At 47.6% G+C, this 15,877-nt stretch carries 7 protein-coding genes, 3 rRNA genes and 1 other annotated feature (1 of these 11 running past the window's edge); all 10 genes read right to left on the reverse strand.

Annotation, left to right across the window (positions count from 1 at the left end):
• Positions 1-204, reverse strand: a binding site (T-box leader); it reaches 22 nt to the left of the window's first position.
• Positions 205-236: 32 nt separating this feature from the next.
• Positions 237-830, reverse strand: a complete 594-nt coding sequence (gene pdxT, locus RRU94_RS08385) for a pyridoxal 5'-phosphate synthase glutaminase subunit PdxT (RefSeq protein ID WP_315693667.1) — start codon at positions 828-830, stop codon at positions 237-239.
• Positions 830-1,711, reverse strand: a complete 882-nt coding sequence (pdxS, locus tag RRU94_RS08390; RefSeq protein WP_242237755.1) for a pyridoxal 5'-phosphate synthase lyase subunit PdxS — start codon at positions 1,709-1,711, stop codon at positions 830-832. Before pdxS ends, pdxT begins: the two co-directional genes overlap by 1 nt.
• 107 nt (positions 1,712-1,818) lie before the next feature.
• Positions 1,819-3,114: a D-alanyl-D-alanine carboxypeptidase family protein gene (locus RRU94_RS08395; RefSeq protein WP_410493037.1), complete on the reverse strand. Its 1,296-nt coding sequence runs from the start codon at positions 3,112-3,114 to the stop codon at positions 1,819-1,821.
• A 193-nt stretch (positions 3,115-3,307) separates the two neighbouring features.
• The gene (gene guaB / locus RRU94_RS08400; RefSeq protein ID WP_242237776.1) at positions 3,308-4,771 is read right to left on the reverse strand and encodes an IMP dehydrogenase; all 1,464 of its coding nucleotides are present in this window, start codon (positions 4,769-4,771) and stop codon (positions 3,308-3,310) included.
• A 259-nt stretch (positions 4,772-5,030) separates the two neighbouring features.
• Positions 5,031-5,146: ribosomal RNA gene (gene rrf, locus RRU94_RS08405) — 5S ribosomal RNA — on the reverse strand.
• An 89-nt stretch (positions 5,147-5,235) separates the two neighbouring features.
• Positions 5,236-8,168, reverse strand: a 23S ribosomal RNA gene (locus tag RRU94_RS08410).
• 198 nt (positions 8,169-8,366) lie between these two features.
• Positions 8,367-9,919: ribosomal RNA gene (locus RRU94_RS08415) — 16S ribosomal RNA — on the reverse strand.
• Together the 16S, 23S and 5S rRNA genes form the textbook arrangement of a ribosomal RNA operon.
• 219 nt (positions 9,920-10,138) lie before the next feature.
• The gene (locus RRU94_RS08420) at positions 10,139-11,203 is read right to left on the reverse strand and encodes an HD-GYP domain-containing protein (protein WP_315693669.1); all 1,065 of its coding nucleotides are present in this window, start codon (positions 11,201-11,203) and stop codon (positions 10,139-10,141) included.
• Between the two features lie 109 nt (positions 11,204-11,312).
• On the reverse strand, positions 11,313-13,769 hold the full coding sequence (gyrA, locus tag RRU94_RS08425) for a DNA gyrase subunit A (RefSeq protein ID WP_315693670.1): 2,457 nt from the start codon (positions 13,767-13,769) through the stop codon (positions 11,313-11,315).
• 169 nt (positions 13,770-13,938) lie between these two features.
• Positions 13,939-15,858, reverse strand: coding sequence for a DNA topoisomerase (ATP-hydrolyzing) subunit B (gene gyrB, locus RRU94_RS08430; protein ID WP_315695878.1), 1,920 nt, complete (start codon positions 15,856-15,858; stop codon positions 13,939-13,941).
• Between the last annotated feature and the right edge of the window lie 19 nt (positions 15,859-15,877).

Here is a 15,877-nt window from a genome sequence, read left to right on the forward strand (position 1 = left end):
CGCGTTACCACCCTGATTGAAAGCCGTACAGCTTTCCTCTCAAACAACGTTTTAACGGCCTGCGCCGGTCAATGCCTACTCTGCTTTTTGTGTTCAGCATCCCGCTCCAGAACGGATTCACCTGGCTTCTACACCGGTTCGCACCAACCACCGGCTCTCTTTAAGAAGAAGTATCAAGCTACTGACTTCCTTCATCGCGTTTCACTATTCGATTTGCATTCAATGTACTACATTTTTTATGAATGCGCAAGTGACGCTTTTGCCTGCTCCGCCATCTTGACAAAGTAAGCGGTAATGCGATGGTCATCCGTCAATTCTGGATGAAAGGAACAGCCGAGATATTGGCCGTTGCGCGCAGCGACAATCCGCCCGTCGCATTCTGCCAATATTTCTGTTCCTTCGCCGGCTGAGACGATATGCGGTGCCCGAATAAAAACAGCATTGTAATCATCTGCCACGCCTTTAATGGCAAGGTTTGCTTCGAAGCTTTCTTTTTGACGGCCAAATGAGTTTCGTTCAACCTTGATATCCATTAAGCCAAGATGCGGCTCACCATATCCAACAACTTCGCCAGCGAGTAAAATAAGGCCTGCGCACGTTCCGAACATCGGACGCCCAGATTTCCCGAATGCCCGCAGCGGCTCCATAAAACCGTAGCGGTCCATTAAGCGGCGCATTGTTGTACTTTCACCGCCGGGCAAAATCAGCCCATCCAGCTCATCCAGCTGCTCCGGCCATTTTACTACTACAGCCTCAGCTCCACTTTCCTCTATCGAAAGAACATGCTCACGAACGGCACCCTGCAAGCCCAGTACACCGACCTTTGTCATTACCAGCCGCGCTCCTGCATACGATCAGCTGCTGCGATGCCGGCAATCTCAAGGCCTTTCATTGGCTCACCCAGCTCTTTCGAAAGTTCGGCAATCAACTTGTAGTCCTGGTAATGAGTGGTTGCTTCCACGATCGCACGGGCAAATTTCGCCGGGTTTTCTGATTTGAAAATACCAGATCCAACGAATACGCCGTCTGCACCAAGCTCCATCATCAGTGCTGCGTCCGCTGGTGTTGCAATACCGCCTGCTGCGAAGTTGACAACCGGAAGGCGTCCTTCTTTTTTAATTTGCATTAATACTTCAAAAGGAGCGCCGTGAATTTTTGCTTCTGTCATAATTTCATCTTCGTTCATATGAACGAGCTTACGCACCTGTGCATTTACTTTGCGCATATGGCGTACGGCTTCTACGATGTTTCCTGTTCCCGGCTCGCCTTTTGTGCGGAGCATGGAAGCACCTTCACCGATACGGCGTGCTGCTTCACCGATATCACGGCATCCGCAAACGAATGGAACAGTAAAGTCACTTTTCAGCAAATGGTATTCTTCATCTGCTGGCGTTAACACTTCACTTTCATCCAAGTAATCAACACCCATTGCTTCAAGCACACGCGCTTCTACAATGTGTCCAATACGCGCTTTCGCCATAACTGGGATCGTTACAGCGTTCATCACTTCTTCTACAATACGAGGATCTGCCATACGGGCAACGCCGCCTGCTTTACGAATGTCAGAAGGAACGCGCTCAAGCGCCATAACCGCAACTGCGCCTGCTTCCTCTGCAATTTTTGCCTGCTCCGCATTTACGACGTCCATAATTACGCCGCCTTTTTGCATTTCTGCCATTCCACGTTTTACACGGTCTGTACCTGTATTCATTTGATATTCCTCCTATATTGATCAGAAAGGTCTGATTTTTTGTGAAATACTTAAATCCTAATAAACACGAAAAATCACCTTCTGTCAATAGCAGAAGGTGATTTTTATTAAAACCAACCAGTTATCGTATCTATCAGCCAGTGCCAGCCGTTTGCGATTCCGCCGCCAACTGCCCGCATTGATAAAACAAACCAATTCGCTTTCTCAACGTTTTCGGCGGTTTGCACTTTTGTCTGACCTCCTGCTTTCAGGAAAGGAACAGCCTCTCCTTTTTCATCCTGAACTTCAACAAAACCAACCACTTTACCCTTTTTAACAGGGGCAACCAGCTCGTTATTTTTATCTAAATCCGAACTATTCAACGTTATATCTGTTTTATATTTCGTGTTTGAAGCTTTTGGCACTAAAACAGACAGATCGGAAGCTGTTTCAAGCTTTACTTCCTTCTCTTTTCCTTTTTGAACAGGTACCGTTTCAGCTCCTTTTACAGTGCTGCCGGCTGCTGCAATTTCTTTACGCTCAAATTGAGTGAAGCCATAATCCATCAGCTTTTTCATTTCGGTAAAACGAGCGTTGTACGTCCCCTCGCCTTTATCATCCGTTGCATCCATCACAATACCAATTAACTTTTGGCCGTCGCGTTCAGCTGTTCCAGTAAAGCAATATCCAGCGAAATCTGTTGTTCCCGTTTTTAACCCTGTCATGCCCTCATATTCAAAAACAAGGGACGGAAGCATCCAGTTCCAATTTTCCATTGCAATTTCATCGTCAGTTCCCTCACGGAATTTCTTTTTCGGAATTCCCGCTGTTTCAAGAACCTCCGGATAATCGTTCACCAGCCGGTAAGCAAGTGTCGCCACATCCCGGGCTGTCATCGTATTTTCCTCTGTCGGTCCACCAGTCGTATGATGGCCTTTTAAGTCTTTATTGTTTAATCCCGTCGCATTGACGAATTTTGCTTTTTCCATTCCGAGTTCTTTTGCTTTTTTATTCATTAACTTAACAAATTCCGCTTCTGAACCGGCAATTTTTTCTGCAATCGCGATTGTTGCCGCATTGGCTGAATAAATGGTCATCGCTTCATAGAGTTCACGGATTTGGTATGTTTCGTCCGCACGAAGTGGTACATTCGACAAGCTGCGATCCTGTGACACTTGATATACATACTCCGATACCTGATACGTATCGTCCAAGCTTACTTTTCCTTTTTTAACAGCCTCAAGCAGCAGATATTCTGTCATCATTTTCGACATACTCGCTACACCGAGCTGCTGGTTGCTATTTTTTTCAAACAAAATCTGTCCTGTTTCTCCATCAACCAAAATGGCTGCACCTGCATTAACATCAAATGCGGCATCCGCCTTTAACGCTCCCGGAGAAAATAATCCAAAAAACAACAACATACTCAATACAATGGAACTGATCCGATACCCATTTCTTTTTCTCACACTCAAAACCCTCCATTTATTATGCAACACTTTCGTTATTGTACCATACACATTCAGGAGAAAAATAGACGAGAAACGACCTAGATAACTCGTTTTATAAAGAAGAAAAAAAAGCCTGTCCGGCAATGGACAGGCTTTATATGTTTTCTTATAAAGAATAGTTAGGTGCTTCTTTTGTAATTTGCACATCGTGCGGATGGCTTTCACGAAGACCCGCACCCGTCATACGAACAAACTGGCTTTCTTCACGGAGTGCTACGATATCCTTTGTACCGCAGTAACCCATACCTGAACGAAGGCCGCCTGTTAACTGATACAATGTGTCAGATAGTGGACCTTTGTAAGGAATACGTCCCTCGATACCTTCTGGAACAAATTTCTTTGCATCCTCCTGGAAGTAACGATCTTTCGAGCCTTTTTCCATCGCGCTTACAGAGCCCATACCACGGTATACCTTGAAGCGGCGCCCTTGGAAGATTTCTGTTTCACCAGGGCTTTCTGATGTACCCGCAAGCAAGCTGCCAAGCATAACCGCAGAGCCACCGGCTGCAATGGCTTTAACGATGTCACCGGAGTACTTAATTCCTCCATCGGCAATGATCGCTTTGCCGTGCTTACGCGCTTCTGTTGCACAATCGTATACAGCGGTAATTTGTGGTACGCCTACACCGGCTACAACACGCGTTGTACAGATAGAGCCTGGACCGATTCCCACTTTTACAACATCTACGCCCGCTTCGAACAGCTCACGTGTTGCTTCAGCTGTAGCAACATTTCCAGCGATAATGTTCAAGTCAGGATAAGCAGCGCGGATTTCTTTTACGGTGTTGATTACCCCTGCTGAGTGGCCGTGTGCCGTATCCACCACAATTACGTCTACCTGGGACTTAACAAGCATTTCAACACGCTTCATCGTGTCTCCTGTTACCCCAACAGCAGCGCCTGCTAAAAGGCGTCCCTGCGCGTCTTTTGCCGAGTTCGGGAACTCGATTACTTTTTCAATATCTTTAATCGTGATAAGGCCTTTTAAAACACCGTCTTTATCAATAAGTGGAAGCTTTTCGATTTTATGTTTTTGAAGAATTTTTTCTGCTTCATCCAGTGTAGTTCCTACCGGAGCTGTCACCAGATTTTCCTTCGTCATTACGTCTGTAATTAAAATGGAGTAGTCCTGGATAAAGCGAAGGTCACGGTTTGTCAGGATGCCAACAAGCTTTTGCTCTTCTTGATTGTTTACAATTGGCACACCAGAAATGCGATATTTGCCCATTAGATGCTCGGCATCAAACACTTGATGCTCAGGTGTTAAAAAGAATGGATCGGTGATAACGCCGCTTTCAGAGCGTTTTACTTTGTCTACCTGCTCAGCTTGCTGCTCAATACTCATGTTTTTATGAATGATTCCTAAGCCGCCTTGACGGGCCATTGCGATAGCCATATCGCCTTCTGTTACAGTATCCATCCCTGCACTGATCATTGGGATGTTCAATTTCAAGGTGGGTGTTAATTCCACCTTTAGAGATACGTCTTTTGGAAGCACCTCAGATTTAGCTGGAACAAGCAATACATCATCAAACGTTAAACCTTCTTTTTTGAACTTATCTTCCCACATAATTAAGCCTCCCTGACCGAAAAATATTATTAGTAGGTTATCAATTGAACGGGTATAATGTCAAGGTTCGCTTTATAAGTTAGATTTTTTGGAATTTTCACACTTAAATCCGAACGTTAAAGCAAACATTTTTTCACGCGGCAGGGAAACAATATTTCCCATATTCAGTGTCGCAGAGGCATTCTTCTGTTTTATTTTAGCTTGTTCTTCAAAAATTACAACAAAAAAGACAACCCGATTTCTCAAGTTGTCTTAGCGTGCCAGGCGGCGTCCTGCTCTCACAGGGGGAAACCCCCAACTACCATCGGCGCTGAAGAGCTTAACGGCCGTGTTCGGGATGGGAACGGGTGTGACCTCTTCGCTATTGCCACCTGACTATGAAGTTTGAAAGAAGTGTTCTTTCAAAACTGGATAGAAGCGTTATTGTATGGGCAAAAACCTTTCGGTTACACGCCAAGTGTACATTGATTAAGTCCTCGATCGATTAGTATTCGTCAGCTCCATGCGTCGCCGCACTTCCACCTCGAACCTATCTACCTCGTCATCTTCAAGGGATCTTACTTACTTGCGTAATGGGAAATCTCATCTTGAGGGGGGCTTCATGCTTAGATGCTTTCAGCACTTATCCCGTCCACACATAGCTACCCAGCGATGCCTCTGGCGAGACAACTGGTACACCAGCGGTGTGTCCATCCCGGTCCTCTCGTACTAAGGACAGCTCCTCTCAAATTTCCTGCGCCCGCGACGGATAGGGACCGAACTGTCTCACGACGTTCTGAACCCAGCTCGCGTACCGCTTTAATGGGCGAACAGCCCAACCCTTGGGACCGACTACAGCCCCAGGATGCGATGAGCCGACATCGAGGTGCCAAACCTCCCCGTCGATGTGGACTCTTGGGGGAGATAAGCCTGTTATCCCCGGGGTAGCTTTTATCCGTTGAGCGATGGCCCTTCCATGCGGAACCACCGGATCACTAAGCCCGACTTTCGTCCCTGCTCGACTTGTAGGTCTCGCAGTCAAGCTCCCTTGTGCCTTTACACTCTGCGAATGATTTCCAACCATTCTGAGGGAACCTTTGGGCGCCTCCGTTACATTTTAGGAGGCGACCGCCCCAGTCAAACTGCCCGCCTGACACTGTCTCCCACCCGGATCACGGGTGCGGGTTAGAATTTCAACACAGTCAGGGCAGTATCCCACCAGCGCCTCCACCGAAGCTGGCGCTCCGGCTTCCAAGGCTCCTGCCTATCCTGTGCAGACTGTGCCAAAATTCAATATCAGGCTGCAGTAAAGCTCCACGGGGTCTTTCCGTCCTGTCGCGGGTAACCTGCATCTTCACAGGTACTATAATTTCACCGAGTCTCTCGTTGAGACAGTGCCCAGATCGTTGCGCCTTTCGTGCGGGTCGGAACTTACCCGACAAGGAATTTCGCTACCTTAGGACCGTTATAGTTACGGCCGCCGTTTACTGGGGCTTCAATTCAGACCTTCGCTTGCGCTAAGCCCTCCTCTTAACCTTCCAGCACCGGGCAGGCGTCAGCCCCTATACGTCGCCTTGCGGCTTTGCAGAGACCTGTGTTTTTGCTAAACAGTCGCCTGGGCCTATTCACTGCGGCTCTCTCGGGCTTGCACCCTACCAGAGCACCCCTTCTCCCGAAGTTACGGGGTCATTTTGCCGAGTTCCTTAACGAGAGTTCACTCGCTCACCTTAGGATTCTCTCCTCGCCTACCTGTGTCGGTTTGCGGTACGGGCACCTTACATCTCGCTAGAGGCTTTTCTTGGCAGTGTGGAATCGAAGACTTCGGTACTAAAATTCCCTCGTCATCACAGCTCAGCCTTAACGGAAACGGGATTTGCCTCATTTCCAGCCTGACTGCTTAAACACGCGTATCCAGCTGCGTGATCTCCTATCCTCCTGCGTCCCCCCATCACTCAAACGATGCTTGGTGGTACAGGAATATCAACCTGTTATCCATCGCCTACGCCTTTCGGCCTCGGCTTAGGTCCCGACTAACCCTGAGAGGACGAGCCTTCCTCAGGAAACCTTAGGCATTCGGTGGAAGGGATTCTCACCCTTCTTTCGCTACTCATACCGGCATTCTCACTTCCAGGCGCTCCACCAGTCCTTTCGGTCTGGCTTCACAGCCCCTGGAACGCTCTCCTACCACTGACACCACAAGGTGTCAATCCACAGCTTCGGTGATACGTTTAGCCCCGGTACATTTTCGGCGCAGAGTCACTCGACCAGTGAGCTATTACGCACTCTTTAAATGGTGGCTGCTTCTAAGCCAACATCCTGGTTGTCTGGGCAACTCCACATCCTTTTCCACTTAACGTATACTTGGGGACCTTAGCTGGTGGTCTGGGCTGTTTCCCTCTTGACTACGGATCTTATCACTCGCAGTCTGACTCCCAAACATAAGTATCTGGCATTCGGAGTTTGTCTGAATTCGGTAACCCGGGATGGGCCCCTAGTCCAAACAGTGCTCTACCTCCAGTACTCTTCGTTTGAGGCTAGCCCTAAAGCTATTTCGGAGAGAACCAGCTATCTCCAGGTTCGATTGGAATTTCACCGCTACCCACACCTCATCCCCGCACTTTTCAACGTGCGTGGGTTCGGACCTCCAGTGAGTGTTACCTCACCTTCATCCTGGACATGGGTAGATCACCTGGTTTCGGGTCTACGACCTCATACTCATGCGCCCTATTCAGACTCGCTTTCGCTGCGGCTCCGCCTTATCAGCTTAACCTTGCATGAAATCGTAACTCGCCGGTTCATTCTACAAAAGGCACGCTATCACCCGTTAAAGGGCTCTAACTACTTGTAGGCACACGGTTTCAGGATCTCTTTCACTCCCCTTCCGGGGTGCTTTTCACCTTTCCCTCACGGTACTGGTTCACTATCGGTCACTAGGGAGTATTTAGCCTTGGGAGATGGTCCTCCCGGATTCCGACGGAATTCCTCGTGTTCCGCCGTACTCAGGATACACTCAAGAGAGAAGAAGATTTCAGCTACAGGGCTGTTACCTTGTACCGCGGATCTTTCCAGATCGCTTCACCTATCCTCTTCCTTTGTAACTCCGTATAGAGTGTCCTACAACCCCAAGAAGCAAGCTTCTTGGTTTGGGCTATGTCCCGTTTCGCTCGCCGCTACTCAGGGAATCGCGTTTGCTTTCTCTTCCTCCGGGTACTTAGATGTTTCAGTTCCCCGGGTATGCCTCCTCCTGCCCTATGTATTCAGGCAGGGGTGCCACCCCATTACGGATGGCGGGTTTCCCCATTCGGAAATCTCCGGATCAAAGCTTACTTACAGCTCCCCGGAGCATATCGGTGTTAGTCCCGTCCTTCTTCGGCTCCTAGTGCCAAGGCATCCACCGTGCGCCCTTTCTAACTTAACCTAAAATGGCGGTGTATCTTACTCGGTTTTTTGCTTTGGTCATACAATGTGTTGCTTCTATCCAGTTTTCAAAGAACAGTTTCAGCTGCCTGCATAAATAAATGCGGGCACAAGAAGAGATTGAACTCTTCAAAACTGAACAAAATCAAACGTCAAACGTTTGTGAGAACCAAGTTCTCACTTCCGTAAATATCCTTAGAAAGGAGGTGATCCAGCCGCACCTTCCGATACGGCTACCTTGTTACGACTTCACCCCAATCATCTGCCCCACCTTCGGCGGCTGGCTCCCGTAAGGGTTACCCCACCGACTTCGGGTGTTGCAAACTCTCGTGGTGTGACGGGCGGTGTGTACAAGGCCCGGGAACGTATTCACCGCGGCATGCTGATCCGCGATTACTAGCGATTCCAGCTTCATGCAGGCGAGTTGCAGCCTGCAATCCGAACTGAGAATGGTTTTATGGGATTGGCTAAACCTCGCGGTCTTGCAGCCCTTTGTACCATCCATTGTAGCACGTGTGTAGCCCAGGTCATAAGGGGCATGATGATTTGACGTCATCCCCACCTTCCTCCGGTTTGTCACCGGCAGTCACCTTAGAGTGCCCAACTAAATGCTGGCAACTAAGATCAAGGGTTGCGCTCGTTGCGGGACTTAACCCAACATCTCACGACACGAGCTGACGACAACCATGCACCACCTGTCACCGCTGCCCCCGAAGGGGAAGATCTGTCTCCAGACCGGTCAGCGGGATGTCAAGACCTGGTAAGGTTCTTCGCGTTGCTTCGAATTAAACCACATGCTCCACCGCTTGTGCGGGCCCCCGTCAATTCCTTTGAGTTTCAGCCTTGCGGCCGTACTCCCCAGGCGGAGTGCTTAATGCGTTAGCTGCAGCACTGAGGGGCGGAAACCCCCCAACACTTAGCACTCATCGTTTACGGCGTGGACTACCAGGGTATCTAATCCTGTTCGCTCCCCACGCTTTCGCGCCTCAGCGTCAGTTACAGACCAAAGAGCCGCCTTCGCCACTGGTGTTCCTCCACATCTCTACGCATTTCACCGCTACACGTGGAATTCCGCTCTTCTCTTCTGCACTCAAGCCTTCCAGTTTCCAATGACCCTCCACGGTTGAGCCGTGGGCTTTCACATCAGACTTAAAAGGCCGCCTGCGCGCGCTTTACGCCCAATAATTCCGGACAACGCTTGCCACCTACGTATTACCGCGGCTGCTGGCACGTAGTTAGCCGTGGCTTTCTGGCCAGGTACCGTCAAGGTACGGGCAGTTACTCCCGTACTTGTTCTTCCCTGACAACAGAGTTTTACGATCCGAAAACCTTCTTCACTCACGCGGCGTTGCTCCGTCAGACTTTCGTCCATTGCGGAAGATTCCCTACTGCTGCCTCCCGTAGGAGTCTGGGCCGTGTCTCAGTCCCAGTGTGGCCGATCACCCTCTCAGGTCGGCTACGCATCGTCGCCTTGGTGAGCCGTTACCTCACCAACTAGCTAATGCGCCGCGGGTCCATCTGTAAGTGACAGCCGAAGCCGCCTTTCAATCAAGAGCCATGCAGCTCTTGATATTATCCGGTATTAGCCCCGGTTTCCCGGAGTTATCCCAGTCTTACAGGCAGGTTACCCACGTGTTACTCACCCGTCCGCCGCTAACTTGAACAGAGCAAGCTCTGTCAAGTCCGCTCGACTTGCATGTATTAGGCACGCCGCCAGCGTTCGTCCTGAGCCAGGATCAAACTCTCCAAAAAAGTTTGACTTGCTCATTTGTTTCCACTAAAACACGGGGTGTTTTTAGTGGAAGATAAAAATTTAAAACGTTGACGTTTTTATTGATTTTGTTCAGTTTTCAATGTTCAATTTGCTTTGTTTTTGCCGTCACCATCTGGCGACTTAAATAATATATCATGTATAAAAACAAAGAGCAAGCTTTTTTATAAAAAAAACAGCCTTTTTTTTAAGGCTGTTTTTTAGTCTCTGATTTCAATATATAAATCTCTTCTTTGAACCAAATCAATAATGTCTCCATTTGGCAGTTGAATCATCGGTCTTGTTTTATTCCCAGGCGGCACAAAGATGACTTTGCCTTTGCTGCCATCTGATAACGTCACCTGCATATCTTGTAAAACCTCGGCTGTCAGCGAAAACAATACTTCTGTAATTGACAGATCAAACTGGCCAAACAAATCCTGCTGGATAATTTCAACTGCTTTAAATACAGACTGCCTACCTTTAAATAACCGATCTGTTGTTAAAGCATGAAAGGTATCAGACAGTCCCACTATTTGTGAAAGTACATGCACTGATTTTCCTTTTGTACCCGCCGGATAACCAGATCCGTCCATCCGCTCGTGATGCTGATAAACAGCAAGCTTTGCTTCCGGTTTGAGAAGTTTTAAGTCTTTCACCATTTTATAGCTGACCACTGGATGATTTTGAATCTCTTTGTATTCACCCTCTGTCAGGGCCGTTTTTTTTGTTAATAAGGATGTTGTTATTTTTGACATCCCGCAGTCAGCTAAAAATCCGGCTAATGCTGCCTGAACAATCAATCCTCTATCGTACTGGAGTTTTTGGGCAATCAGTCCACTCAGCAGGCTGACGGCCAAGGTATGGTGATAAAGATACTCGTCTTTTTTAGAGTATGATGCGACTTTTTCTAGTTCCGCCGGATGTTCTAACATGTATTCAAGTATGGGCAGGATGATTGTACGTATTCGGGCAATATCTACATTCATCCCTGACTGCCACCGCTGAAATTCTTCTTTTACACTTTTTAATGTCTTAAAATAAAGCTGCTCTATCCGATCTGCAGCCGGCAGTACACGATTGAGTGAATCTGAACAATGCAGCACGGCCTCTGGCTGCTCTTCCTTTGCTAGTACATCAATGGATCTTATAGAAAAAGCGTGCAAAAAACGAATATGTTGATCTGTTAAAACCGTTCCAGCCGCAATGATGGGATTGGCTGTCGCAGCCATGACGGCTTCTTTCACCTGATATCCAGGCTTGATGTCTTCAACTTTTACGTACATTCCCTGCCTCCTCTTGCATCTTTGTACCTAATTATAAGAAAAATCACAGTCAAATGATAGACAAAAAAGCACAGGTATTTTGAAATACCTGTGCCGTGTTTTTATTCTTCTATTCTTCTTCTTCTTCGAGCAATTCTTCTTCTTTTTCGACTTTTGCTACGGTTGCTACTGTTTCATTTTCACCAAGGCGGATCAGCTTAACCCCCTGCGTGTTTCGGCCAGTAATGGAAATGGTGGCAATATCCATCCGGATCATGACGCCGCCCATGGTCATAAGCATCAGGTCTTCTTCACCTGTAACCGTCTTAACTGCGATGAGCGCCCCGTTCTTGCCGGTAATATTCAGCGTTTTAAGCCCTTTTCCGCCACGTGTTTGAATGCGGTATTCAGATTCAGGCGTTAATTTGCCGTATCCATTTTCGGTAACAATTAAAATATAATCATTTTCTTCTACGAGTTCCATTCCAACTGCGTAATCTCCATCAGACAAGGTAATGCCTTTTACCCCTGTTGATGTGCGTCCCATGGAACGGACATTGTCTTCCGGGAAACGGATCAGCATGCCATCGCGCGTTCCCATTACAATATGTTTTTCGCCATTTGTCAGCCGCACAGAAATGAGCTCGTCTTCCTCCCGGATATTCAAAGCGATCAAGCCGTTTGTTCGAATATTTGCGTAATCCATTAACGGTGTCCGCTTTACAATTCCCTGCTTCGTTGCAAAGAACAGGAACGAATCCTCTGTGAACTCTTCGACAAACAGCATCGAATTCACCCACTCATCCTGCTCGACGCCAAGCAGATTCACAAGCGGGATTCCTTTTGCCGTCCGGCTGAATTCAGGAATCTGATAGCCTTTTAATCGATACACTTTCCCTTTGTTTGTAAAGAACAGAATCGTATCATGTGTTGAGGTTGTCAGAAGCTGCTCAACAAAATCATTTTCGTTTGTTCCCATCCCTTGAATACCGCGGCCTCCGCGGCGCTGGCTCCGGTAAGTCGAGATTGGCTGACGTTTAATATATCCTTTATGGGTTAATGTAATAATAATTTTTTCAACCGGAATTAAATCTTCATCCAGCAAATCACCAGGCGCTCCATCGGTAATTTCTGTCCGGCGTTTATCGGCGTACCTGTCTTTAATTTCAGTCAGCTCTTCACGGATAATTTGAAGAATTTTTTCCTCGTCAGCTAAAATGGCTCTTAATTCTTTAATCACTGCAAGAAGGTTTTGATATTCTTCTTCGATTTTTTCACGCTCAAGGCCGGTCAAGCGTTGCAAACGCATATCCAAGATGGCTTGAGCTTGTTTCTCAGATAAACCAAACTGCTCCATCAAGCCTTCGCGGGCAGCCTCTGTTGTCCGCGAGCCGCGAATCAATGCGATAATGCGATCTATGTGATCTAAAGCAATACGAAGACCCTCTAAAATGTGTGCGCGTGCTTCGGCTTTATTTAAGTCAAATTGCGTACGCCGGCGGATAATCTCCTGCTGATGCGCTAAGTAATGCTTTAAGCACTCTTTTAAGCTGAGTACTTTCGGATGGCCGTCTACAAGCGCCAGCATGTTAATACCGAAGCTTGTCTGCATGGCTGTGTATTTATATAAATTATTTAATACAACGCTCGCATTGGCATCACGGCGAATTTCCATCACAATTCGCATACCTTCACGATCTGATTCGTCGCGAAGATCGGTAATGCCGTCGATTTTCTTTTCACGGACAAGCTCCGCAATACGTTCAATGAGCTTTGCTTTGTTTACTTGGTACGGGATTTCTGTCACGATAATCGTTTCTTTACCGTTTGCTTTTTCTTCAATTTCCGTACGGGCACGCAAAATAATCGAACCGCGGCCTGTTTCATAGGCACGGCGGATACCGCTGCGGCCCATTAAAATACCTGCTGTTGGAAAATCAGGTCCTTGAATAAATTCCATTAAGTCCAGAACAGACATATCCGGGTTTTTACTGACAGCAAGCAGCGCATCAATGACTTCTCCAAGGTGGTGAGGCGGAATGTTGGTTGCCATCCCGACCGCAATACCGGAAGCGCCGTTCACGAGCAGATTCGGGAAACGGGCCGGTAATACAACAGGCTCACGCTCAGAACCATCGTAGTTGTCTTTGTAATCAATGGTGTCTTTGTTTAAATCACGTGTGATCTCCATAGCGATTTTAGACATGCGGGCTTCTGTGTACCGCATCGCGGCAGCAGCATCGCCGTCAACTGAGCCGAAGTTTCCGTGTCCATCAACCAGCATATGGCGGTAGTTAAAGTCCTGCGCCATCCGTACCATCGTTTCGTATACAGCTGAATCCCCGTGCGGGTGATATTTACCGATAACGTCACCGACGATCCGGGCAGACTTCTTATACGCTTTATCGGCTGTCATGCCGAGATCATTCATCGCATACAAAATACGGCGGTGCACCGGCTTTAAGCCATCGCGCACGTCCGGAAGCGCCCGGGATACGATAACGCTCATCGCATAATCAAGAAACGATGAACGCATTTCCTGGCTTATATTAATCTCTTTTACGTTCGAGTGTGGCGTATCAGCCATGAAAAATCCTCCTTTTAAGAAAAGTACAAGGCGCCCATTTATCGGTGACAAGCATGGGACAAGCCTGTCCTTGCCGCCCATATTCAATGAGCTTTCAGCCGATTGGCGCCTGGAACTTAGGTGTTATTAAAAAGCGGGAGCGCCCGCGGCTTACGGGCGCTTTTTAAACTTATATATCAAGATTTTTAACGTAGCGTGCGTTGTCCTGAATGAAATTACGGCGCGGTTCTACTTTATCGCCCATTAAAATTTCAAATGTTTCATCGGCCTCCATCGCATCTGTCAGGGTTACCTGGAGCAGTGTACGTGTGGATGGATCCATAGTCGTTTCCCATAGCTGCGCCGGATTCATTTCTCCAAGACCTTTATAACGCTGCAAACTCGGTTTTGCATTTGCCGGGATGTCTTTCATGATTTCATCCAGCTCGTGGTCGTTGTATGCGTAGCTGATATTTTTGCCCTGCTGTACTTTGTAAAGCGGCGGCTGGGCAATATACACATACCCCGCTTCAATAAGCGGACGCATGTAGCGGAAAAAGAATGTTAACAACAGCGTGCGGATATGGGCGCCATCCACGTCCGCATCCGTCATGATAACCAATTTGTGATAACGTGCTTTTTCCAGGTCAAACTCTTCGCTGATCCCTGTTCCGAGTGCTGTAATCATTGCCCGCACTTCATTATTTGACAAAATTTTATCAAGACGCGCTTTTTCAACGTTCAGGATTTTTCCGCGCAGCGGCAGGATAGCCTGGAAGTGGCGGTCACGCCCCTGCTTGGCTGAACCGCCGGCAGAGTCTCCTTCTACGATATACAATTCGCTGATTTTCGGATCGCGTGATGAGCAGTCAGCCAGTTTACCAGGAAGGCTGGATACCTCGAGCGCACTTTTGCGCCGTGTCAGCTCCCGCGCTTTTTTCGCAGCCATTCTTGCCCGGGCTGCCATCATGCCTTTTTCAACAATTTTTCGAGCCGTATTCGGATTTTCAAGCATAAATGTTTCAAATCGGCCGGCAAAAACGTTGTCTGTCACCGTTCTCGCTTCTGAGTTGCCAAGCTTTGTTTTCGTTTGACCTTCAAACTGTGGATCCGGATGTTTCACGGAAATAATAGCCGTTAAACCTTCACGGACATCTTCTCCTGTTAAATTGGCATCAACGTCCTTTGCGAGGCCATTTTTCCGGGCATAGTCGTTGATTACACGTGTTAAAGCGGTTTTAAAGCCAGATTCATGCGTTCCGCCTTCGTGCGTGCTGATATTGTTGGCGAATGAATAAATGTTGCTTGTATAGCCGTCGTTGTATTGAAGGGCTACTTCAACTTGAATTCCTTCACGCTCACCCTCCATAAAGATCGCTTCTTCATGAAGCACTTCTTTGGAACGGTTTAAATGCTCAACGTATGATTTAATACCGCCTTCGTAATAATACTCATTTTTCTTGCCTTCTCCACGTTTGTCTTCGAGCGTAATTTTAATACCGCGGTTTAAGAAAGCAAGTTCACGAAGCCGTTGAGCAAGCGTATCGTAGTCATACACGAGTGTTTCTGTAAAAATCTCACTGTCTGGACGGAAGTGAATGTGTGTACCGGTAACATCTGTTTCGCCTACTACCTTCAAATCTTCTTGCGGCACACCGCGTTTAAATGCTTGGTAATGAATCTTTCCGTCACGGTGTACATATACTTCTAGAAGTGTAGAAAGTGCGTTTACAACAGAAGCACCAACACCATGAAGTCCGCCGGATACTTTATAGCCGCCGCCGCCGAATTTACCTCCGGCATGCAGGACGGTTAAAATTACTTCTACCGCCGGGCGTCCCATTTTTTCATGAATCCCGACCGGAATGCCGCGTCCATTGTCTTTTACAGTAATGCTGTTGTCTTCTTCTATGATGACGTTGATTTCATCGCAATACCCGGCCAGTGCTTCGTCGATACTGTTATCAACGATTTCCCAGACGAGATGATGAAGTCCTTTTACACTTGTTGAACCAATATACATACCAGGACGTTTTCGGACAGCTTCAAGTCCTTCGAGCACCTGTATTTGATTTTCATCATAGGAAGGTGTCGTATTTTGCGGGTCCATAGTCAAATCCAGTCACCTT

Origin of the sequence: Domibacillus sp. DTU_2020_1001157_1_SI_ALB_TIR_016 (genome assembly GCF_032341995.1) — a bacterium.
In the GTDB taxonomy this organism is placed as follows: domain Bacteria; phylum Bacillota; class Bacilli; order Bacillales; family Domibacillaceae; genus Domibacillus; species Domibacillus indicus_A.